Source organism: Kitasatospora aureofaciens (genome assembly GCF_001188955.3).
Taxonomy (GTDB): Bacteria; Actinomycetota; Actinomycetes; order Streptomycetales; family Streptomycetaceae; genus Kitasatospora; species Kitasatospora aureofaciens.
In genome coordinates this window covers 509,020-528,653 of record NZ_JPRF03000001.1, presented here as the reverse complement: position 1 = coordinate 528,653, position 19,634 = coordinate 509,020, and the positions used below count along the sequence as shown (strand labels likewise).

General features: G+C 71.3%; 22 protein-coding genes and 9 pseudogenes. 15 read left to right on the top strand and 16 right to left on the bottom strand.

Translation table 11 applies throughout. The features are described from left to right. The first annotated feature begins 13 nt into the window (after nt 1–13). Both HS99_RS40545 and HS99_RS02295 read left to right on the top strand, forming a co-directional pair. Entirely contained in the window at nt 14–211 is a 198-nt protein-coding gene (locus HS99_RS40545) for an SDR family NAD(P)-dependent oxidoreductase (RefSeq protein ID WP_078938451.1), read from the top strand. 105 nt (nt 212–316) lie between these two features. Further along, entirely contained in the window at nt 317–1,279 is a 963-nt protein-coding gene (locus HS99_RS02295) for a pyridoxamine 5'-phosphate oxidase family protein (RefSeq protein WP_030555634.1), read from the top strand. Nucleotides 1,280–1,717: 438 nt separating this feature from the next. On the opposite strand, the gene HS99_RS02290 is transcribed toward HS99_RS02295, so the two are convergent. The 6 genes and pseudogenes from HS99_RS02290 to HS99_RS47595 all read right to left on the bottom strand — a co-directional run. Further along, complete coding sequence (locus HS99_RS02290) at nt 1,718–2,479, bottom strand: MIP/aquaporin family protein (RefSeq protein WP_050367047.1); 762 nt, start codon at nt 2,477–2,479, stop codon at nt 1,718–1,720. Between the two features lie 64 nt (nt 2,480–2,543). Then, nucleotides 2,544–2,672, bottom strand: a complete 129-nt coding sequence (locus tag HS99_RS47610) for a hypothetical protein (protein WP_283809992.1) — start codon at nt 2,670–2,672, stop codon at nt 2,544–2,546. 240 nt (nt 2,673–2,912) lie between these two features. After that, the gene (locus tag HS99_RS02285; RefSeq protein ID WP_030555639.1) at nt 2,913–3,155 is read right to left on the bottom strand and encodes an acyl carrier protein; all 243 of its coding nucleotides are present in this window, start codon (nt 3,153–3,155) and stop codon (nt 2,913–2,915) included. Beyond that, a complete protein-coding gene (locus HS99_RS47605; protein ID WP_275937835.1) occupies nt 3,152–3,439 on the bottom strand; it encodes a hypothetical protein in 288 nt (95 codons plus the stop codon). Before HS99_RS47605 ends, HS99_RS02285 begins: the two co-directional genes overlap by 4 nt. Nucleotides 3,440–3,564: 125 nt before the next feature. Then, a pseudogene (locus HS99_RS47600) lies at nt 3,565–3,924 on the bottom strand (AAA family ATPase); the annotation flags it as partial. Between the two features lie 319 nt (nt 3,925–4,243). Next, nucleotides 4,244–4,552 (bottom strand): annotated as a pseudogene (locus tag HS99_RS47595) (ATP-dependent metallopeptidase FtsH/Yme1/Tma family protein); the annotation flags it as partial. A 182-nt stretch (nt 4,553–4,734) separates the two neighbouring features. On the opposite strand from HS99_RS47595, the gene HS99_RS02265 reads away from it, so the two are divergent. Beyond that, a complete protein-coding gene (locus tag HS99_RS02265) occupies nt 4,735–5,187 on the top strand; it encodes a universal stress protein (protein ID WP_030555641.1) in 453 nt (150 codons plus the stop codon). A 41-nt stretch (nt 5,188–5,228) separates the two neighbouring features. Here the strand turns inward: HS99_RS02265 and HS99_RS44500 are convergent, their stop codons facing one another. Then, nucleotides 5,229–5,369, bottom strand: a complete 141-nt coding sequence (locus HS99_RS44500) for a hypothetical protein (RefSeq protein WP_170066659.1) — start codon at nt 5,367–5,369, stop codon at nt 5,229–5,231. A gap of 263 nt (nt 5,370–5,632) precedes the next feature. Here HS99_RS44500 and HS99_RS02260 point away from each other — a divergent pair. Together HS99_RS02260 and HS99_RS46140 are read left to right on the top strand one after the other, a co-directional pair. Next, nucleotides 5,633–6,977: pseudogene (locus HS99_RS02260) on the top strand (nicotinate phosphoribosyltransferase). A gap of 305 nt (nt 6,978–7,282) precedes the next feature. Then, nucleotides 7,283–7,378, top strand: a pseudogene (locus HS99_RS46140) (IS5/IS1182 family transposase); the annotation flags it as partial. Nucleotides 7,379–7,393: 15 nt separating this feature from the next. Here HS99_RS46140 and HS99_RS02255 read toward each other — a convergent pair. Together HS99_RS02255 and HS99_RS02250 are read right to left on the bottom strand one after the other, a co-directional pair. Next, a pseudogene (locus tag HS99_RS02255) lies at nt 7,394–7,657 on the bottom strand (aldo/keto reductase); the annotation flags it as partial. A gap of 497 nt (nt 7,658–8,154) precedes the next feature. Next, on the bottom strand, nt 8,155–8,742 hold the full coding sequence (locus HS99_RS02250; RefSeq protein WP_030555645.1) for an NADPH-dependent FMN reductase: 588 nt from the start codon (nt 8,740–8,742) through the stop codon (nt 8,155–8,157). Nucleotides 8,743–8,831: 89 nt separating this feature from the next. Here HS99_RS02250 and HS99_RS02245 point away from each other — a divergent pair, with 89 nt between their 5' ends. After that, nucleotides 8,832–9,320 carry a MarR family winged helix-turn-helix transcriptional regulator gene (locus HS99_RS02245; protein ID WP_030555647.1) on the top strand — a complete coding sequence of 163 codons (489 nt, stop codon included), beginning with the start codon at nt 8,832–8,834 and terminating at the stop codon, nt 9,318–9,320. Nucleotides 9,321–9,480: 160 nt separating this feature from the next. Then, nucleotides 9,481–9,767 (top strand): annotated as a pseudogene (locus HS99_RS40530) (transposase); the annotation flags it as partial. 2 nt (nt 9,768–9,769) lie between these two features. Here HS99_RS40530 and HS99_RS02240 read toward each other — a convergent pair. Next, nucleotides 9,770–10,087 (bottom strand): annotated as a pseudogene (locus HS99_RS02240) (aldo/keto reductase); the annotation flags it as partial. A 130-nt stretch (nt 10,088–10,217) separates the two neighbouring features. On the opposite strand from HS99_RS02240, the gene HS99_RS02235 reads away from it, so the two are divergent. Next, nucleotides 10,218–10,661, top strand: a complete 444-nt coding sequence (locus HS99_RS02235; protein ID WP_030555651.1) for a winged helix-turn-helix transcriptional regulator — start codon at nt 10,218–10,220, stop codon at nt 10,659–10,661. A 67-nt stretch (nt 10,662–10,728) separates the two neighbouring features. Here the strand turns inward: HS99_RS02235 and HS99_RS40525 are convergent. Beyond that, nucleotides 10,729–11,509: pseudogene (locus HS99_RS40525) on the bottom strand (IS5 family transposase). On the opposite strand from HS99_RS40525, the gene HS99_RS44495 reads away from it, so the two are divergent. Both HS99_RS44495 and HS99_RS02225 read left to right on the top strand, forming a co-directional pair. Then, nucleotides 11,499–11,666: a hypothetical protein gene (locus HS99_RS44495; protein WP_157881755.1), complete on the top strand. Its 168-nt coding sequence runs from the start codon at nt 11,499–11,501 to the stop codon at nt 11,664–11,666. The pseudogene HS99_RS40525 and the gene HS99_RS44495 sit on opposite strands and share 11 nt — an antisense overlap. 46 nt (nt 11,667–11,712) lie before the next feature. After that, the gene (locus HS99_RS02225) at nt 11,713–12,651 is read left to right on the top strand and encodes a ribose-phosphate diphosphokinase (protein ID WP_030555653.1); all 939 of its coding nucleotides are present in this window, start codon (nt 11,713–11,715) and stop codon (nt 12,649–12,651) included. Between the two features lie 175 nt (nt 12,652–12,826). Here HS99_RS02225 and HS99_RS47590 read toward each other — a convergent pair whose 3' ends face one another. From HS99_RS47590 to HS99_RS02210, 4 genes are all read right to left on the bottom strand, one after another. Next, nucleotides 12,827–13,579: an RtcB family protein gene (locus HS99_RS47590; RefSeq protein WP_275937837.1), complete on the bottom strand. Its 753-nt coding sequence runs from the start codon at nt 13,577–13,579 to the stop codon at nt 12,827–12,829. Nucleotides 13,580–13,631: 52 nt separating this feature from the next. Next, complete coding sequence (locus tag HS99_RS47585; protein WP_275937836.1) at nt 13,632–14,255, bottom strand: RtcB family protein; 624 nt, start codon at nt 14,253–14,255, stop codon at nt 13,632–13,634. Nucleotides 14,256–14,260: 5 nt separating this feature from the next. Next, entirely contained in the window at nt 14,261–15,244 is a 984-nt protein-coding gene (locus HS99_RS02215; RefSeq protein ID WP_030555655.1) for a CapA family protein, read from the bottom strand. A gap of 73 nt (nt 15,245–15,317) precedes the next feature. Next, the gene (locus HS99_RS02210; RefSeq protein ID WP_232790675.1) at nt 15,318–15,677 is read right to left on the bottom strand and encodes an archease; all 360 of its coding nucleotides are present in this window, start codon (nt 15,675–15,677) and stop codon (nt 15,318–15,320) included. Between the two features lie 196 nt (nt 15,678–15,873). On the opposite strand from HS99_RS02210, the pseudogene HS99_RS48090 reads away from it, so the two are divergent. From HS99_RS48090 to HS99_RS02195, 4 genes and pseudogenes are all read left to right on the top strand, one after another. Beyond that, nucleotides 15,874–16,200, top strand: a pseudogene (locus HS99_RS48090) (hypothetical protein); the annotation flags it as partial. A gap of 33 nt (nt 16,201–16,233) precedes the next feature. Beyond that, a complete protein-coding gene (locus HS99_RS46130) occupies nt 16,234–16,653 on the top strand; it encodes a DUF2267 domain-containing protein (RefSeq protein ID WP_050367043.1) in 420 nt (139 codons plus the stop codon). Between the two features lie 54 nt (nt 16,654–16,707). Further along, nucleotides 16,708–16,911 (top strand): hypothetical protein, encoded by a 204-nt coding sequence (locus tag HS99_RS02200; protein ID WP_063737764.1) that lies wholly within the window; start codon nt 16,708–16,710, stop codon nt 16,909–16,911. A gap of 118 nt (nt 16,912–17,029) precedes the next feature. Further along, nucleotides 17,030–18,157, top strand: coding sequence for a site-2 protease family protein (locus HS99_RS02195; protein WP_030555656.1), 1,128 nt, complete (start codon nt 17,030–17,032; stop codon nt 18,155–18,157). A gap of 257 nt (nt 18,158–18,414) precedes the next feature. On the opposite strand, the gene HS99_RS46125 is transcribed toward HS99_RS02195, so the two are convergent. Beyond that, nucleotides 18,415–18,798 carry an ATP-dependent metallopeptidase FtsH/Yme1/Tma family protein gene (locus tag HS99_RS46125; protein WP_030555658.1) on the bottom strand — a complete coding sequence of 128 codons (384 nt, stop codon included), beginning with the start codon at nt 18,796–18,798 and terminating at the stop codon, nt 18,415–18,417. Between the two features lie 338 nt (nt 18,799–19,136). On the opposite strand from HS99_RS46125, the gene HS99_RS02185 reads away from it, so the two are divergent. After that, entirely contained in the window at nt 19,137–19,553 is a 417-nt protein-coding gene (locus HS99_RS02185) for an Hsp20/alpha crystallin family protein (protein WP_030555660.1), read from the top strand. Nucleotides 19,554–19,634: the final 81 nt, after the last annotated feature.

Here is a 19,634-nt window from a genome sequence, read left to right as displayed (position 1 = left end):
ACGGCAGGCCGCGATCGTCACGGGCGGCGCGCGCGGGATCCGCGCGGCGATCGCCCGCCGGTTCGCAGCAGAGGGCGCGGCAGTGACCATCGCGGACGTCCTGCGCGAGGAAGGTGAGTCGCTCGCGGCCGAACTCGGACCGCCCACGACGTTCCACACCTTGGACGTCACGAGTTCGTCGTCGACGGTGGCGCGACGACCGGCAGCATGATCCTCGCTGACCCCGAGACCTAACTCAGCGCCGAGTAGAGGTCGGCGTGGTCCGCTCCACGACCGACACCGCGCTCCACCCCGAAGATCCTCCTGGGAGACCGCAATGAGAGCCGCCATCGGAGACCGCGTCATCGTGGAAGGCACGCGCCCCGGCGTACCGCGGCGCGACGGAAGGGTGACCGCGCTGCACCGGCCGGACGGCGAACCGCCCTGGGAAGTCCTGTGGTCGGACACCGGGCACTCCACCCTGTTCTTCCCCGGTCCGGATAGTCGCCTGCACCACTTCACCCGGCAAGCCCCGAGCAGGCAGGCGCCCCGGCCGTCCGTACGACCGCGCACCTCCTCGAAGACGGAGCGGAGCGAGCCGGCCAGGCCCGAGGAACCCACCGGCGGTCAGGAACAGGCCATGCCGAGCAACCCCGGCGACCTCGGCAGGCGAGTCGCGCTGCGTCGTGAGCAGCTGGGACTCAGCCGGGAACAGACCGCAGTCCGGGCAGGCATGGCGGTGAGGTACCTGGAGTACCTGGAAACCTCGCCCACCGCCGTCGAGAGGGGAGCACTGGCCAGGCTGGCCGCCGTGCTGGACACGTCGGTCACGCAGTTGCTGGGCGGCGGACTCGACCTGCCGCCCGGCCGCACGAGCGCCGCCGCGCACCCGGTGCTGGAAGAGCTGGCACGTTCCGAGTGCTGGGAGCGACTGTCCACCGACGGAGTCGGCCGGGTGGCCCTGGGCACCGCAACGGGTCCCATCGTCCTCCCGGTCAACTACTGGGTGCTGGACGGCACACTGATCTTCCGCACGGCTGCCGACGGCCCGCTCGCCGCCACCGTCGGCCAGCGCGTCGCCTTCGAGGTCGACCGGATCGACGAGGTGCTGCGCACCGGCTGGAGCGTGCTGGCCACCGGTGACGCCCACCGGATCGACGACCGGCCGGCGCTGGCACACCTGAAACAACAGGACAAGCCGTCGCCGTGGGCGGGCGGTGAGCGGGACGTGTGGGTCCGGATCAAGCCGACCGAACTCAGCGGTCGCGTGATCCGTACCGCCGACGACCCGACGCGGTGACGCCGTCCGACGACATGGTGCCCCCCCATCCGTCACCTGCGCGGCTGGGCCCCGGTGGGCTTCACGTCCGATTCGGCCCGTCGTCCAGCCGGTTCCAGCTGTACCAGCCCGCGCGGTCGTAGCCCATCTGCGCCAGCCACGGCCACACCTCCGCCGGTGGCGCGGGAAGGGTTGGGCCATCGTCGACGTGCTGCCCGCGTCCGGGACCGGCTCGTCCCCGGGGTACGCGCGCTCGGCCTCGTCGCGTGTCGCTCCACAGGTCAGCAGGTGAGGCCCGAGGAGGAAGCCGCGGACGGCGAGGGCGAGCGCCGATCCGGGGGCGACCCGTCCGAGTGCGGTCCGGTGTCCGCTCGCACTTCGAGCGTTGGCGCCTCTGGCGCGTAGCCGCCAGTGACACGGCTACCGAAGCCGGGGCCCGCTCGGCCGACCGGCTGGTGCTCACCCCGACCGGCTGTCGGGCTCGGAGGGGTGCTCGTTGGGCGGGCCCATCTCGTCGGTGCCCTGGGCCGCGTGGGTGGCCTCGGCGCTGGGAGGTCCGCGCAGGACCCAGGCCAGCGGCACTGCGAGGCCCGCGCCGACCAGCGGCCCGAGCAGGTAGACCCACAGGGGGCCGCCGTGCCCGCCGACCAGCACCGGTGCCAGACTCCTGGCCGGGTTCATGGACGCTCCACTGATGGGGCCCGCCCACAGTCCGGCCAGGGCGATGTAGCCGCCGATGGCGATGGCCGCGTTGTGGCCGATGTTCCGGGCCCCGGAGGACGTGCCGAGGATGACCGTCATCAGTCCGAGGCTCAGCAGGACCTCGAGCGCGAACACCGCACCGGTATCGATACCTGTCCCGGGCCGGGTGGCGCCCACCTGCCCCGCCGTCCCGAACAGCGCGCGCAGCACACCGGCCGCCGCGATCGCCCCCGCCAGCTGCGCGGCGACGTACGCCGGAACGCGCCGCCACGGGAAGTGCCCGCGAGCGGCGAACGCCATGGTCACCGCAGGATTGAGGTGGGCCCCGGAGGTCTCGCCAAGTGTGTAGATCAGTGCCAGCACCATCAGTCCCGGGGCTACCACGGCGGCGGGTCGGCCCACCTGGCCGCCGGTGACGCCGTCGACCACGCCCGCGCCGGCGGCGACCAGGACCAGGAAGAACGTTCCCACGCCCTCTGCGCTCAGCCGCCGCCACCCGGACCGCTGGCTCGTGGTCATCCGTCCCACCTTCCCGGTAGTTCCTCCACGGTGCGCCGTACGGGCATCGGTCGGCCAGGGCCTGTCAGGCCACCTCGGTGATCACCCAGGTCCGCACGGTCCCGGTGTCCGCTCCGCCGGAGTCACGGTACCGGCCGAGTCGTGGGCGTTCGGCGACGAGGCCGAGGTGCTCCGCGCCTTCGCCCGAGCCCACCCCGGCCAGGTCAGCCTGCTGGTGGACACCTACGACACTGAGGCCGACGTCGCGGCCGCCGCCTGCTGCGCGAACCCGGACTGCACGAGGGCTGCGCACTACGCCTCGACAGCGGGGACCTCGGCGCCCTTGCCGTCTCCGCCCGGAGAGGCGCTGATGACCGCAGTCCGGCGGACGACCGGGCCGCCCGGAAGCTGTCGCAGTCGGAACTCCCCCACTCTCCGCGTCCGCACGGGTACGTCAGGTCCGCTCAGCGAGGAAGGCAGCGGCGCTGTTCAGGGTGGTCAGGCGGGGGTAGCCGTCCTCGTCGATCCGGCAGTCGGCGTGCTCGGTCAGTCGTTCGACCAGGTTCAGGAAGTCCAGCGAGTCGAGTTCGAGGGCTTCCCGGAAGGCGGTGTCGGGTCCGATCTTGGTGAAGTCCGCGTCCGGGACGATCTCGGTGAGCGCCTCCCGGACGAGGAGCAGGACCTGGTCGCGGTTCACAGTTCCTCCGGTGTGCGCAGTAGCCGTTCGAGGGCTGCCAGTAGCGGGCGCCGGTGGCGCCGTCGCTGTCGTGCACGGCGACTGAGCGGCGTTCCTCCGGGAGCAGGGCGTTGGAGGACTCGCGCCGTCCGAGAAGCACCCCCGTCGCGAGCCGTGTCCAGGTCCCCGGCTGTGAGGGTGGACCGCTCGGCGCGCACCGCGTTGATGGCGGCCTCGTTGACCAGGTTGGCCAGGTCCGCGCCCGAGAAGCCGGGGGTGGCACGGGCGATCCGATCCAGGTCCACGCCGGGGCCAGGGTCCTGCCCTGCACGTGGACGGAGAGGATGGCCGAGCGTTCGGCCTGGTTGGGCAGTGGCACGGTGACCTGGCGGTCGAACCGACCGGGCCGCAGCAGCGCCGGGTCGAGGGCGTCGGGGCGGTTGGTGGCGGGGCGGTTGGTGGCGGCGAGGACGACGATGCCGGTGGACTGGTCAAAGCCGTCCATCTCGGCGAGCAGCTAGTTGAGGGTCTGCTCGCGTTCGTCGTTGCCGCCCAGCCTGGTGCCGCCACCGCGTCGGCCGCCGACGGCGTCGATCTCGTCGACGAAGATGATCGAGGGTGCCCGCTTGCGCGCTTCGTCGAAGAGGTCGCGCACCCGGAAGGCGCCGACGCCCACGAGTATCTCGACGAAGCCCGAGCCGGTCACCGACAGGAACGGGACCTCGGCCTCTCCGGCGACCGCGCGGGCGAGCAGGGTCTTGCCTGTGCCGGGCGGGCCGACCATGATCACGCCGCGCGGGCCCTTCGCTGCGCAGGAAGTCGACAACCTCGCTGACCTCTTGCTTGACGCCTTCGTAGCTGCCGACGTCGACGAACCGGGTGCTCGGGCGCTCGGCCTCGATGATCTCCGCGCGTGAGCGGCCGATCGCGCTGAGACCTCCGGTCATCGCCCGGCTTGCCGTCCGTCCGGACCAGAGGGGCGGTCCGCCGATGAGGATCAGCGGCAGGAAAATCAGCAGAACCGACAGGAACGAGCTGCCGCTGCTGCTCTGCTTGGCGGTGATCTCCACGTGCTGGGACTTCAGCTGGGTGGTGAGTGCGCTGCTGTCCAGGGCGGTCGGAATCTGGGTGGTGAACTTGGTTCCGTCCTTGAGTTCGCCGGTGATCTCTCCCTTGTCGGTGATCTCGACCGTCTGGACCTGGCCCGCGTCGACCTTCCCGGCGAAGTCGCTGTAGCTGTAGTGGGTGCCGCTGCCCGACGGGCTGCGGGACAGCAGGATGAGCAGAGGGTGATCGCGATCGCGGCGGCGCCGCCAGGCCGGTGGAGGGGTGGGGGCGGGCTTCGGCGGCTCGCGCGGCGGCCCGGGTCTGGCCCGGCCCGTCGGATGCCGGGCGGGAAAGCGCCTCGGCGTGATCATCTGGTGCATTCGAGCCTCCGCGCCCATCATCCCGTCGCGGCGGCCGCGGAGGGCAGGGCCCGATCGGTCCACCTGGCCGGGACATCCGGGCGGGCCCGCCGGGTCCGCGTGCGAACCCGGCGTGCGAGAAGGATCCTGCAGAAGAGGGGGCGTTGCCGGGCGCCGATCGGAAGGACGAGGCCATGGCTGAGGAACCGGCTCTCGAGGGAAAGATCGTCGTCGGCGTGGACGGCTCGGAGCAGTCCCGACAGGCTCTGCGCTGGGCCGTGCGGCAGGCCGAGCTCACCCACGCCGTGGTGGAGGCGGTCATGGCCTGGGAGCCGCCGTTCTCCGGGTGGGGCAGCGCGGTACCGGTCGGTGAGGAGGCGCACCTTGCGGAGGTGGCGCGCAGGGTGCTGACCGAGAACGTCGGGAAGGTGGTGGGTAGCGCGCCGCCGGTGGACATCCGGCTCAGGGTCGGGGAGGGCACCCCGGCCTGGGTCCTGCTTGCCGCCGCCAAGGAGCAGGCGTCCCTGCTCGTCGTCGGCCATCGCGGTCTCGGCGGCTTGGAAGGCGCCCTGTTGGGCTCCGTCGGGCAGTACTGTGTGCAGCACGCGTCCTGCCCGGTCGTGGTCGTCCGTAGCTCGGCAGACTGACGGCCACCGCCGGCCTCCAATGAGCCAGGCCGCGTCACCGGTCACTGGTCGGGCTGACCGCCCTCCAGCGGGTAGGTCTTCGCCCACACCGCACCGCAGCGACAGGCGAACTGCTCCACCAGGTCACCGTCATCGTTCACCCCGAGCCCCTCGCGGAGCCGCACATGGACGTGGTCACTCATGGTCCACCAGCCTTCACTTCGTACTCGAAACAGGACCCCCATCATCCACGGGCGACTGCGGGCAGGGAAGGGACGGCCCGGAAGCGTCCGCTTCGTGAGATCGGAGTACCCGGGCAATCGCCACGCGCGGACGGGTCGCACGGGTCGGGTTTTCGGCGGGAGGCACCGCCGCGGTTCCGGTACCGGCCGAGTTGCCGGTACCGGACTCGAACCGGCGGGCGATCACCCCGCAGTCCACGCCCTGGCAGCCGGAGGTTGAACCGATGTCGACAGTTCAGGTCACCGATCTGTACGAGGTGACGATGGCGCACTCGTATCTGCGGGAGCAGATGACCGCCCCGGCGACGTTCGACCTGTTCGTGCGCAAGCTCCCGCCCGGCCGCGGCTTCCTGGTGGCGGCCGGCCTGGAGCCGGTGCTGGACTTCCTCGCCGAGCTGCGGGTGGACGAGGAGGACGTCGTGGCCTTCGCCGCCGCCCTCGGCCGGCCGTACCGGGACCTGGAGCCGCTACTCGGACTGCGCTTCACCGGCCAGGTGCGGGCCGTGCCCGAGGGGCGGATCGTGCTCGCCGGCGAGCCCATCCTGGAGGTGACAGCGCCGCTGCCCGAGGCGCAGCTGGTGGAGTCGTTCCTGCTCAACCAGGTGTGCCACCAGACGGCGGTGGCGTCCAAGGCGGCGCGGTGCGTGCTCGCGGCGGCAGGTCGGCCGGTGGTGGACTTCTCGCTGCGCCGCAGTCATGGCGTGTCGGCGGGCGAGCAGGCGGCCCGGTTGGGTGCGCTGGTTGGCTTCGCCGGGACGAGCAACGTGGCTGCCTCGCGCCGGTACGGTCTGCGGGCGGTGGGCACGATGGCGCACTCGTACATCGAGGCGTTCGACGACGAGGCCGAGGCGTTCCGGGCCTTCGCCCGGGCCCACCCCGGCCCGGTGACCTTTCTGGTGGACACCTACGACACGGAGGCCGGCGTGGCGGTCGCCGCCCGGGTGTTGCGCGAGCTCGGGCTGCACGAGGGCTGCGCGGTGCGGCTCGACAGCGGCGACCTCGGGGCCCTGGCCGTCTCCGCCCGGCGGATCCTGGACGAGGCCGGGCTGCCCGGGGTGAGGATCACCGCGAGCGGTGGGCTGGACGAGTACGCGGTGGAGGAGCTGGTGCGCACGGGCGCGCCGATCGATGTTTTCGCCGTCGGGACCCTGGTCGGGGTGGCCGCCGACGCGCCGTACCTGGACGCGGCCTACAAACTGGTCGCCTACGACGGCCGGCCGATGATGAAACTCTCCACCGGCAAAGTGACCGCCCCCGGTGCCAAGCAGGTTCATCGAGCGCCCGGATTCGCCGACACCGTCGCACTGGTCGACGAGCCTGCGCACAGGCACCCGGCCGCTGCTGGAGACCGTGATGGCGAACGGCCGCCGCACCTGCCCTGCCCGGTCACTCACCGAAGCCCGCACCATGTTCGACGCCGATCTCGCCGAACTCCCGGACGCCGCCCGCCGCATCGTCGACCCGCAGCAGCCGCCGGCCGTCATCTCCGAGCGGCTGCGTGCGCTCACCGACAGCGTCCGCCGGTCGATCGAGGCGCGGCAACGAACGGTTCGCGACCGGGGCGGCTGAGCGGGCCCGCCCCATCCGTCCGCGGGGGCGACGGTGGAGCCGGCTCAGTCGGGTGCGACGAGCCTGACGTCGGCGTCCACCACTCCGGGGGCGGCGCGTACCAACCGTTCCATCACCGGCAGTAGCGAAGCGTCGGGCAGCGTCCGAGGGTCGGGGCGTTCAGCCGCTGCCTTCGCCGGAACCGCCTGGCAGGCTGGTCGAACAAGGGGCTGCGCAGGTAGGCGGGGTGGGGTGCCGGGTAGTGAGGCGGGCACAGGTGTCCGTGATCATGGAGTTGCGACGCTCTGTGATCACTGGGGAGACCTGTGCCCGTCCTTCGAGGATGGCTGACTGACCCGCTGTGGGACCAATTCGCGGCGCTGCTGTCCGAGCGTCCCGCGGTCGATCCGGCCCACCCGCTGTGTAGCGCCGTGGGATCAGGAGCCGATCTTGTCAAGCTCGGCGAGATCGTCCTCGGAGAGCGGAAGTGCCGCACCGGCGACGTTTTCGCGCAGGTGTGCCACCGATGAGGTGCCGGGGATCAGCAGGATGTTCGGCGACCGCTGCAGCAGCCAGGCCAGGGCGACGGACCTCGGCGTCGCGTTCAGCCGGGTGGCTACGGCCGTGAGCGCCGAGGACTGCAGCGGGGTGAAGCCGCCGAGGGGGAACAAGGGCATGTAGGCGATCCCCTGCTCGGCTAGTACTCCAGCTGTAGATCGTGATCTTGCTGGTCAGGGCCGGTGCAGAGATGGCTTCGCCCGACTTCGACAGTCGGTGGGCACACGGGGCTCGCCACGCGACTGACCTGCGGCAACGTAGTTGATCTCGCATGCCCACGCGGAGGTCGCAGTGCGGGTTTTGCTGACAATGATTCATCGGGAGCTATGTGACGAACTATCAGAGTTCCGGACGAACCGTCATGTTTCGTCGATTCGGCCATGGCGACCCGCGACGCAATCTGTCCTCCAACCTCCCAGGCCACGGCCCCGACCGCGACCTGTAGGCACACGCCCGGCAGACGAATTTCAGCAGATCAAGGGGCCGCCAGGCTCTCGTATGCCCGCAAACTGTCGAACTCGGGCTTCAGCCTCCGTTGATCATCATGTCCATCGGCAGCCGGTGGTAGGGGCTTCAGTGCCTCCTTGCAGCGTCCGTCGGCTCGCCACGTCCTAGCACGCGATCGGCCACGAACTGGGCCTCATGCAGCCGTGGCCGTCTGCCTCTTGGCCTCGCGCACCTCGCGCAGCGCACCGGACCACGCGATCACCTGGTCGAGCATGCCGCCCATGGCGGTGTCGAGGCCCTCCTGGGGGACGAAGGCGCCGGTGTGGAACGAGGGGTGTGTCGAGATGGTGGGCTGGGCGCGGACCGTGGCCACCTGGAGTTCGGCGAGGACGAGCCGCAGCGCCTCGGCGGCCCGGGCTCCGGCGACCCAGCCGCCGTAGCTGATGATCCCGGCGGCCTTGTCGTTCCACTCCCGGTAGACGTAGTCCAGGGCGTTCTTCAGCGCTCCGGGGTAGGAGTGGTTGTACTCGGGGACGAGGAATACGTAGCCGTCGAAGCTGTCGATGAGTGCGCCCCAGGCACGGGTGTGGTCGTGCTGGTACTGCTGGAGGTTCGGGTTGCCGGGCTCGTCGAGGTTGCCGAGGTTGTGGTCGGCGAGGTCGACGAGTTCGTAGTCGGCACCGCCGTGGGCACGGGCGACCTCCAGTGCCCAGGCGGCGATCTGGTCGCCGCGGCGTCCGGGGCGGGTGCTTCCGAGGATGAGTGCGATGCGAAGTGTCATGGTCTTCCCTTCGAGAGAGTTGATGTGTCAACTCTAGGTCGATTAGAGTTGACGTGACAACTCCGCTGGTCGGGGATATTCTCGATGACATGACAGAGACTCGATCACTGGAACCGGAGGAGTGGGAGTTCTGGGATACCTGGATGCGCGCGCAGCGCCTGCTCACCAAGGAGCTGGAGCGTGGTCTACAGCGTGACTGCGATATCTCGAAGCCCGAGTTCAGCGTGCTGGTGACGCTGTGGCAGGCCGCCGGCAGCGAGATGCGGGTCGGCGAGCTCTCCGAGTCCCTCGACTGGGACAAGAGCCGCGTCTCACACCAGCTGACGAGGATGGAAAAACGCGGCTTCGTCAAGCGCACCCAGTACGGGGCGGATGGTCGCCGTGCGGGGATCGGGCTGACCGCCCAGGGGCGCCGCGCCGCCCAGAGTGCCATCCTCGTGCACGGCGGCAACATCCGCCGCCACTTCCTCGACTCACTGACCCCCGAGCAGGCATCAGTCATCCGGGCATGGAGCGAGCAAGCGGTCGACCGCCTCGAGTCGCACCGCAGCGAGACTGCCGGCGACGGCGCATCCTAGTACTCCAGCCGCGCATCTTGATCTTGCTGGGTCGGGCCGGTCCGCCGATGGAGACAGCCACCGTTGATCATCGTGAGTTGTGTCGACAAACGAAGATCAGCCGGTGGCCGTGGGCCACAGCGTAGACCCTGCCCGGTGGCAGGCGGTATTCGAGGGCCTGATGGGTAAGGTGGCCGGCCGGTTCGCCCGGGTGGAACCGCGTCGCCGGGCGCGGGCGTTCGTGCTGGGCCTGCTCGCGGACCTACCGAGGAAGAACTGCTGGACGATCGCCGAGCACGCCGGCGACGCGAATCCGGCCGGGATGCAGCACCTGCTCGCCGGGCGTCGTGGAACGCTGATCAAGTACGGGACGATATCCGGGACTTCGTGGTCGAGCACCTGCGCGATGAAGGTGCCGTCCTGGTCGTGGACGAGACCGGAGACCTGAAGAAGGGTATCGCGAGCGTTGATCGTGCCGGAGGCCAGCCTCCCTCCTCGTCGCGGGTCGCGCCGACCTTGGTCACGATGTGCAGCGAGTCGGAGTACGGGTGCAGCGCTTCGCGGATCAGCTGGTTGGTGACGTGCGGCCCGTAGGCATCGGCGGTGTCAATGTGCGTGATGCCGAGGCCGACGGCCTCGCGGAGAACGGCGAGTGCCCCGTCGCGGTCGGCGAGCGGACCCATGACCCAGGGGCCCGCGAGCTGCATGGCGCCGTAGCCGAACCGGGTGACGGTCAGGTCGCCCAGGGTCCAGGTGCCGCCGGGAAGCGAGGCGGAGGAGGTGCGCATGGTGTGCCTTTCGTGTCGAGCCAGGGGATGGTGCCTGACGGCGCCTTGCACCACTATTAGTGCGTAGCTTTATATCGGGAAGTAGGCACTTCGAAGTGCGTAGGGCACCTGCGGGTGAGAGGAACGGTCCATGGCGACGATGACGGCAGCCCAGCAAAGGGCACAGGCCAAGGTGGAGTACGACGCCTTCGTGGCGGCCTGCCCCAGCCGCAAGCTGCTCGACCGGATCTCGGACAAGTGGGTCACGCTGATCCTGGCCGCGCTCGGCAGCGACAGCGCGCATCAGCCCGGCGCCTGCTGCGCCGGCGGGCCCCGGGTGATGCGCTACTCAGAGCTGCAGCGCCTGCTGGCCGGCGTCAGCCAGAAGATGCTCACCCAGACGCTGCGCTCCCTGGAGCGCGACGGCCTGGTGTCCCGCACCGTCGTGCCGACCGTGCCGGTCACGGTGTCCTACGAGCTGACCGATCTCGGCCTGTCGCTGTACGAGATGATGCGCGGCCTCAAGGCATGGGCCGAGGTGCACATGGACGAGGTGCTGGCCAACCGCGAGACCTACGACACCCGCGGCGCCTGAACCACAACAGGGCTGCTGATCAGCGCCGAACGGTCTGCGCGGAAGAGGCCGGGCAGATGGGCGGGGCTCATGGGCGTCGTTTGGGGCGGTGGTCCCAGCGGTGGGTGGTCCAGGCCCGGCGGATCAGGTTACGAACCGTGATGATCGTGTCCGCGAGGTCGAAGAAGGCGTTGGCAGCGTTCGCACGGCGCTCGTAGCAACGGGCAAGTCGATGCAAGGCGTTCTGCCGTGCGCTCGACGTGCCACCGCTCGCTGGCCTGGATCGGCGCCTTCTCGCCCTTGTGCGCAATGCGGCCGTGCAGGTTGCGGGCGGCCAGTTCGGTGCGCGTCTTGTCCGAGTCGTAGCCGGCGTCCAGGTGCACGGTGATCTCGTCGGGCAGCGGTCCCAGGTGCTCCAGCAGGTCCAAGGTCGGGGCGAGCAGCGGGGAGTCGTGGCGGTTCGCTACGGCGAGGACCCTGCCGAGCGGAATTCCAAAACCATCCGTCATGCCCGAGCGTTTCAGGCCTTGCTTACCGCGGTCGACCGGTGAGCGCCCGGCGACCTCGCCGCCGCCGGGGGCCTTGGTGGTCGAGCCGTCGACGGCGATCCGGTCGAGCTCCAGCCCGACGATCCGGTCGTAGGGCTCCAGCGCGATCTGCTTGAGCCGGGCGAAGACGCCAAGCCGGATCCACTCGTCGCGGCGGTTGCGGATGGTGGTCGCCGAGCAGGTGGTGTCGGCGATCGCCTGGTACGAGCAGCCGAACCGCAGCAGTTGCAGTAACTTGTCGAACACGATCCGGTCACCGATGCGTGGCCGGTGACACCCCAGCGGGTGGGCCGGATCGACCGCGGGACGCTTGGGAGCCACGGCGGGCGCCCCGGCGGTGAGCGGGGACGAGGTGGAGCGCCTGTTCGCCGCCGCTCTGCTGGCCGGGCTGATCGCACCGGCGGAGTACAGGGAAGCCATGACCGTCCGGGCCCGCGCCCACGACGCCGACCGACCGCTCGCCGTACCGCTGTGGTGAGCTCGCACAGACGGCCCGCGACAGCCGGGAACACGCGGGAGGCGCGATGACGAACCCACGGATCCTCCCGGGCACGGCCCATCCCACGCTCGGCGACGCCGTCTCGGAGGCACTCGGCACCGAGCCGGTCGAATGCGAGGTGGAACGCTTTCCCGACGGCGAGTTGCAGCCCGTCGTCGGCCATGTCCGCGGCGAGGACGTGTACGTCGTCCAGCCCACCGGTCGCGACGTGAAGGAGCACCTGATCGAACTCCTGCTGCTCCTCGACGCATGCCGCCGCGCAGGCACGCGCCGAGTCACCGCCGTCGTCCCCTACTTCGGCTACGCCCGCCAGGACCGCCGCACCCGGGCCGGGCAGTCGGTCGGCGCCCGCGTGGCGCTCGACGCCCTGGCGGCCGCCGGTGCCGACCGGCTGGTCGTCGTCGACCCCCACACCCCGACCCTCGAAGCGATGAGCAGCATCCCCGTCGAGACGCTCAGCGCGGTACCGCTGCTCGCCGCCGCGCTGGCCGAGCACACACCCGCAGCCGCCGTGGTGGTCTCGCCCGACCTCGGCGCCGTCAAACTCGCTGAACACTATGGCGAGTTGCTCGGCCGGCCGGTCGCCATCGTCCGCAAGACCCGCCTGTCCGGCAGCAACGTAAAGGCCGAGGAACTGGTCGGCGATGTCGTCGTCCGGCCCGCGGTGATCGTCGACGACATGATCAGCACCGGCGGCACCGTCAGGGCGGCCGTCAAGGTCCTGCTGGCCCATGACGCGGCACCGGACATCACCGTCGCCGCCACCCACCCCCTGCTCGGGGACCGCGCCACCGACCGGCTCGCCCGGCTACCGATCAGCCGCCTCGTGGTCGCCGACACCGTCCCCCCGCCCCGTATCCCCACGCTGCCCCACCGCGTACGCACCGTGGCGCCGCTGCTCGCCGAAGCCATCGCTCTGCCGCACGGCGGCGAGCCGTTGGACACCCTTCTGCTGCGCGGCTGACGCACCCGCCGCTCCACGCCCCCGCATCCACCTCGGGCAGCCCCTGGCTCGGCAGCGCCCGGGGCACCAGGCAGGACGCGGCCACCCCCTTCCCGGGCTCAGATCTTCTCCAAGCCCCTGGCTCATCACCGCCGGGTGACCCGGCGATCGGGGCCGCCTTCCGCCGCGACCATCGTCAGCCCTTAACAACACCCAGCGGCACCAGGCGGGCGACGAGCCGGGCGAGCCCCGCGCCCTCGGTGGCGGCGGCAACGGCGTCGACGTCCTTGTACGCCTCGGGCGCCTCCTCCGCGAGCCCGCGCCACGACGACGGGCGCACCGCGATGCCGCTCGCCTCCAGTTGGTCGCGCAGCCGCTCGCCGCGCACCATGCGCAGCGCGTGGTGGCGGCTCCACACGCGCCCGGCGCCGTGGCAGGCGGAGTGGAAGGCGTCGTTTCCGGGCAGGCCGACCATCACGTAGGAGGCGGTGCCCATCGTGCCGGGGACCAGTACCGGCTGGCCGGCGTCGGCGAGGTCCTCGGGCAGGTCGGGGTGGCCGGGCGGCAGTGCGCGGGTGGCGCCCTTGCGGTGGACGCACAGCGGTCGTTCGACGCCGTCCACCTCGTGTGTCTCGAGTTTGGCGGTGTTGTGGGAGATGTCGTAGATCAGTTCCAGTCCCGCCCCGGCGGCCGTGGCGAAGGCGCGGCGGGTGGCCTCGGCGAGCAGTTGCCGGTTGGCGCGGGCGTAGTTGGCGGCTGCGGCCATCGCGCCGAGGTAGTCGCGGCCGGGCGGGGAGTCGACGGGCGTGCAGGCGAGCTGCTGGTCGGGGACGACGATGCGGTAGCGGTGCATCGAGCGGTCCATGGTGCGGACGTGGTCGGTGCAGACCTGGTGGCCCAGGCCCCGTGAGCCGCAGTGGATCATGGCGCAGACCTGGCCGGTGTGCAGACCGAAGGCGGCAGCGACGTCGGGGGCGTAGAGGTGGTCGACGGCTTGTACTTCAAAGGAAGTGGTTGCCGCTGCCGAGGCTGCCGACCTGGTGGAGGCCGCGTTCCACGGCCCGGTTGCCGACCTGTCCGGGGGCGGCGCCTGCGAGGACGCCGTGGTCCTCGCAGCGGGCCAGGTCGCGTGGGACGCCGTGGCCGTGCTCGACGGCGTAGCGGGCGCCGCCGACCAGCAGGTCGTCCATCTCCTCGGTGCCCGACAGCTTCCACAGGCCGCCGCGTCCCATGCCGCGCGGGATGGTGGTGTCCAGGATGTCCATCAGGTGCCGCATCCGGTGGTGGCCGAGTTCCTCGCGGTCGATGCCGGCTGCCAGCAGCCGTACGCCGCAGGAGATGTCGAAGCCGACGCCGCCGGGTGAGACGACCCCTCCGTGGGCGATGTCGGTGGCGGCCACCCCGCCGATCGGGAAGCCGTAGCCCCAGTGCACGTCCGGCATGGCGAAGGAGGCGCGGACGATGCCGGGCAGGGTCGCCACGTTCGCCACCTGTTCCAACGCCTTGTCGCCCGCAGCCTGCGGCAGCAGTTCCCTGGACGCGAACACCACCCCGGGTACCCGCATCTGATCCCTCTGCTCGATACGGAAGCGGTAGGGGCTCTCCTCGACAAGCGTGATCTCCACGTCACTCATCTCCAGTCGACCGTCAGCCGCCCGGCCCGCTCGCCCACGTCGGTGCCGAACTCGGCGCAGGCGGCGGTGAACCGCCCGCGAATCCACTCCCACTCCTCGCCGCGAGCAAGGCGGGTGTGGCAGAAATCGAGGAACAGGGGCAGCGCCTCCAGCCGGACCGGGGCCAGATGTGCGGGCTCGAGCCCGTCGAAAGTGACCAGGAACAGCAGCCCCAGGTCGTTGCGCAGCGCCGGGTGGACGGCGTAGTCGTCGACGAAGTCGCCCATGTCGTAGATGATCCGGTCGGCGACGCCGTGGAAGACGTGGGCGGAGTGCCCGGCGACCAGCGTCGCACCGGCCGCCAGCAGCTGTGGGGCCGCCGCGAGCACGTGTGCCGGCGGCCGCGAGGTCATGTTGGGGCCCCAGTGCGCCGTGACCAGCACGACATCCGTCTCCCGCGCGGCCCGGGCCACCAGCGAAGCCAGCCAGTCGGGCACGCCACTGTGAAGGTCGGCCCAGGCCACCCCCGGACGCTGCCCGCCGGCCGCGTAGTCCTCCGGGTGGTCCGTGACACCGACCACCGCCAGCCGCGCCCCGCCTGCTTCCAGCACCGCGAACTCCCGTGCCGCCAGAACGTCCCGACCTGCACCCACCGTGCGAACGCCTGCGCGCTCCAGCAGGCCACGGGTGTCGACGAGGGCGTCGTAGCCGTAGTCCAGGGCGTGGTTGTTGGCCAGGGTCACGCAGTCCACGCCCAGCCCGGCGAGCACGTCGGCGGCGGCGGGAGGGGCGCGGAAGAAGAACGGCCTGTACGGGTTCGGCCAGCGGTTCCCCCGGCCGGAGATGCAGCACTCCAGGTTGAGCACGACGAGATCGGCTTCCGCGAGTGCCTGCCGTACCTCTGTGGCGAACAGTGCCTGCGGCGTCGGCGAGCGCCGCAGCTGCTCGGCCACGCCGCGCCCGAGCATCGTGTCACCGGCCAGTGCCACCGTGAGCGCCATTCCTCCGCCCCGTTTCCCCATCGTGTTCAGACGTCGAGCGTCACCTGGCAGCTCCAGCCCTCGCGGCCGCCGGTCAGGTGGAGACCGTGCAGCGAGACGGCCTTGGGTACCGCCCCGATCTGCTCGGCGGTGTCGGCTTCCGCATCGTGAAGCGGACCGACACCGCCCGGCCGTCCCCGGCGGCGCGGACCGTTTCGACCTCCGTGTCGAGGGGGATCTCGCCGTCGACGTCCATCCGGTAGATGACCTCCTCCTCCAGGGACACCAGCAGATCCTCGTCGCTGTCCGCCGTGACCGCCGCACACGCGCCCCCGGCCGGCCGGGCCCCGGAGGTGTCCGCGAAGCCCTCGACCACGGCGCGCACCGCCTCGCGGATGCAGCCCTCCGCAGTCGGCGCCCACGCCTCCACTCGCAGGTCCGCCGTGTGCGCCACAGCCCGATGACCGCTCCGTGGCCCCCGCTGCCCGGTCACCGGCGACAACTCCCCTCGTGCCCATCTGCGGCCGAAACCGCTCACCCTTCCAGGCTCATCCCTCGCACCACCGCAGGCAATCCGTGCCAGGTACCGCAGGCGGACACGGCCACGAAGCACTCGGCAGGCCTTACCCTCCCCGGTAGACACGCGTCAGGTGCCCGACGACCGGCCCTCGGGATGCGAAGCCTCCACAACCGGGACAACTCTGGAGGGGACGGCCCCCGTCCACTGGGCGCTGTCCGACGAGCCCTGGCCGGAACGGATCGGCACATTCGACGTGATTCCGGCGGTTCGCCAGTCCCCGGGTCGCGCTCCCACACGCCCGAACCCGCCCCACCGAGGAGGCGGCAGTCATGAGCGCTGCGCGGGACATCATGCACGCCGGGGCGACCTGCGTGCTGGAGAGCGAAACGCTGGAGACGGCGGCTCGGCGGATGCGCGAACTGGACTCGATGCGCTGCCGATCTGCGGCGCCGACAACCGGCTGCACGGTATCGTCACCGACCGCGACATTGTGGTGAAGTGCCTCGCCGAGGGTCGGGACCCGAGGACCACGCCCGCGAGCGAGCTCGCCCAGGGCAAGCCGGTCACCGTCGACGCGGACGCCGACCAGGACGAGGTCCTGCGGCTCATGGAGGAGCACCGCGACCGGCTCCCGACCGACGTCGTGGCTCACCTCGGCGCGCAGCTGCCGTCCCTCGTCCGGGGCGTCTTCTACGAGGGCTGGAACCCGCACCCCACACCGGCGAAGTTCGAGCGGCAGGAGTACCTCGACCGTTTCTCCCACGAGGCCTCCCTCCCGACCGAGGACGCTGAGGACATCGTCCGCGCTGTCACCCGAGCCGTGTTCCTGCACATCCCACCGGAGCAGCTGGAGCACGTCTTCGACACGCTTCCGCACGATCTGCGGTCACTCGTCACCCCTGCGGCTTAGGCGCCCGGACTCGGGCGGGAGACGGCGGGCACGACGGGCCGGTACCGGCGGGTCGTGGTGAAGCTCAGCGGTGATGCGTTTACGGGCGAAGCTGGCCGGGGGACGGCCCCGGTCAGCCTCGTGCACCTCACCGAGGAGATCCTCGCGGTGCACGAACTCGGCGTCCCACCCGGTGCGATGCGCGCGATCTGCCAGGACCGCGACATCGGCACCCGTATCTCCGGCCGCGATCCGGCCGGGCAGCTCCCGGCAGCATGAGGCGGCGGTCCTGGGCCCGGCAGTCCTGGCAACAGGCCCGTAAGGCCCTGTGCCAGCCCTCGCGGCGGGAGGACAGTGGAGGCTCGAAGGCGTTCGGCGAGCCCTGGGAGAGGTCAGGATGCACGGGTCCGTGCGGCTGGGCAGGGTCTTCGGCATACCGCTGCGGATCCACTGGAGCGCGCCCGTCCTGATCCTGTTCCTCGGCGTCGGCCTGGCGGGGCAGACGCTCCCCGCGTGGGTCCCCGGCCGCTCCTCCGCCGCCTACGGCTTCGCCGGCCTGGCCGGGGCCCTGCTGCTCACCGTGAGCCTGCTGCTGCACGAAACGGCCCACGCGGTCACCGCACGCCGCGCGGGCATTCGCGTCGACGACATGACCGTCTTCGCGCTCGGCGGCGTCACGCGGATGGGACGTCCCCCGAGCCCACGGCTGCAGTTCGCCGTCGCCGGGATCGGGCCGCTCACCAGCCTGGTACTGGGTGGGCTGACCCTGGCCGCCGGGCTCGGCGCGCTGCACACCGTGCACTGGGCGATGCCCTCGGCGGTACTGCTGTGGACCGGCTGGACCAACCTGCTGCTCGGTGCGTTCAACCTGCTGCCCGCCGCGCCCCTGGACGGCGGCCGACTCCTCCAGGCGGCGGTCTGGTGGCGCCGGGGCGACCGCGAACGCGCCGAGCGCGTCGCCGGCCGGGCCGGCCAGGCCGTCGGCCTCCTGCTGTCAGCCGCCGGCTGGGTAGAACTGCTCTACGGCAACGGAGCCGGAATCTGGTTCGTCCTCATCGGCCTGTTCATGTGGTCCTCCGCCACGGCCGAGGTCCGCCGCGCCGCGCTGGTGGCCGCGCTACGCGGCGTCCGGATCGGCCAGGCCATGATCCCCGCGACCGCCGCGCCCGACTGGCTCACCGCGGACCGCCTCCTCGCCGACCCCGCCGCCCGCGCCGCTCACCAGCCGGTGGTCCCCCTGGTCGACGTCGACGGCCGAGCGAGCGGCCTGCTCGACCTGCGCCGCCTCACAGCGGTCCCGCCCGCCCACCGTGGCGAGGTGCGAGCCCGCGAGTTCGCCACACCGCTGTCGCGATGCCTGACCGCCGCACCGCAGGACGATCTCGTCGAGGTCCTGGACCGTGCGGCCGCTCCGCCACCGGTCCTCGTCCTGGACGACGGCCGACTGGCCGGGATCGTCACCGCCGAGGTCCTCGACCGGCTGGCCCGCAGACGCCTTGCCGCGACTGGGACCACCCCGCGCTGATCCCGGCGTACGACCGATCGGCGGTCTCCGCGGATACCGCGGGGCGGGGCGCAGAACCGGCATCGGAGCAGACGCCTGCCACCGCCGACGGCCTTGGCCTGCCCTGGAATTCGTGTCGCGCGAACCGGGCCGGGGCCCGAGGCGCCGCCGGACACGGGACCGGGTGGCCCTGGCCCGCGGAGGCCACCGGGCCGACCGACGGGGCGTCCGAGGAAGCCAGGCGGTGACCCGCGTTCGGCAGGCGCGGCGGCTCTGCGTCAGCGACCGCGCACGATCACGACTGGACACGGGGCGTGCTGGGCGCACTGCTGGCTGACGGAGCCCAGCAGGGCACCGGTGAACTTGATGCCGTCCTTGAGGGTGCCGCTGACCGCGCCCTTGTCGGTGATCTCGACGGTCTTGACCTGGCCCGCGTCCACCCTGCCGGTGAAGTCCGTGTAGGCGTAGCGCGTCCCCGTTCCGGACGGAGCCCGGGACAGCAGGACGAACAGCGTCACAGCCACGGCGATCGGCAGGATCCACCGCCGCCAGCTCGGTGGCTCCTGCGCCGGCTTCGGCGCGGGCTTCGGCGGGTCGGACGGTGGCCCGGGTCTGGCCCGCCCGGTCGGATGCCGGGCGGGGAAGCGACTGCGCGTGATCATCACGTACCTCCGTCCCCATCGTCCGCCACCGGGAACACCGCAGGCAGGGCCGACCGGGCCCGCCGACCCTGCCGCACTCCGGGAATGTGGCACTGGGCTGAACCCGCCGGAGGGCCGCGGCGCAGCACAGCCTCAGAAGCTTGGGGCCGCGGTGCTGCCCGGAGTCGCGTGTCGGCCGCCTGCCCCCGATCGGGGCCGCAGCCGTAGCGCACTGTCACAGCATGTGAACACTCCGACCGGAGACGGGAGTTGATGCCGGACGGTTGGCTCCGATCGCGGCCTCGCGGTCGGCGCAGCAGCATGGAGGAAAGGGATCAGCCGAGCGAGGAGGATGCGAGATGGCCGGCGATCTGCTTCAGCGGCGTGCGCACTGGTGGCCGTCGTTCTCGGAGCTGTTCGAGGACTTTCCCGCGGACCTGCGGATGGGCGAACACCTCATCCGGGTCGAGGAGTCCGAGGAGGACGGGGCCTACGTGGTGAAGGCCGAGCTTCCGGGGATCGACCCGGACAAGGACGTCGAGATCACCTTCGAGGGCGGGGTCCTGACCGTCCACGCCGAACGCAGCGAGGAGAAGAAGGAGAAACAGCGTTCCGAGTTCCGCTACGGCTCCTTCACCCGCAGCATCCGGCTGCCCGAAGGCGTGAAGGAGCAGGAGATCACGGCCAGTTACGACAACGGCGTGCTGACCGTGAAGGCCCCGATCGGTGAGGTCGAGAAGCCGACCCGACGGATAGAGATCTCCAGAGGAACCTGACACACGACCAGAGCGGGGCCTGGCCGGACCGCTTCCGGGGCCGGCGGGGCCCGCTCGTCCGCCCGCCTCACGCTGTCGGAA

Coding starts and splice junctions, on each gene's coding strand:
- HS99_RS02295 (WP_030555634.1), top strand. CDS start 317: ATGAGAGCCGCCATCGGAGACCGCGTCATCGTGGAAGGCACGCGCCCC.
- HS99_RS02290 (WP_050367047.1), bottom strand. CDS start 2,479: ATGACCACGAGCCAGCGGTCCGGGTGGCGGCGGCTGAGCGCAGAGGGC.
- HS99_RS02265 (WP_030555641.1), top strand. CDS start 4,735: ATGGCTGAGGAACCGGCTCTCGAGGGAAAGATCGTCGTCGGCGTGGAC.
- HS99_RS44500 (WP_170066659.1), bottom strand. CDS start 5,369: ATGAGTGACCACGTCCATGTGCGGCTCCGCGAGGGGCTCGGGGTGAAC.
- HS99_RS02250 (WP_030555645.1), bottom strand. CDS start 8,742: ATGACACTTCGCATCGCACTCATCCTCGGAAGCACCCGCCCCGGACGC.
- HS99_RS02245 (WP_030555647.1), top strand. CDS start 8,832: ATGACAGAGACTCGATCACTGGAACCGGAGGAGTGGGAGTTCTGGGAT.
- HS99_RS02235 (WP_030555651.1), top strand. CDS start 10,218: ATGGCGACGATGACGGCAGCCCAGCAAAGGGCACAGGCCAAGGTGGAG.
- HS99_RS02225 (WP_030555653.1), top strand. CDS start 11,713: ATGACGAACCCACGGATCCTCCCGGGCACGGCCCATCCCACGCTCGGC.
- HS99_RS02215 (WP_030555655.1), bottom strand. CDS start 15,244: ATGGCGCTCACGGTGGCACTGGCCGGTGACACGATGCTCGGGCGCGGC.
- HS99_RS02195 (WP_030555656.1), top strand. CDS start 17,030: ATGCACGGGTCCGTGCGGCTGGGCAGGGTCTTCGGCATACCGCTGCGG.
- HS99_RS46125 (WP_030555658.1), bottom strand. CDS start 18,798: ATGATCACGCGCAGTCGCTTCCCCGCCCGGCATCCGACCGGGCGGGCC.
- HS99_RS02185 (WP_030555660.1), top strand. CDS start 19,137: ATGGCCGGCGATCTGCTTCAGCGGCGTGCGCACTGGTGGCCGTCGTTC.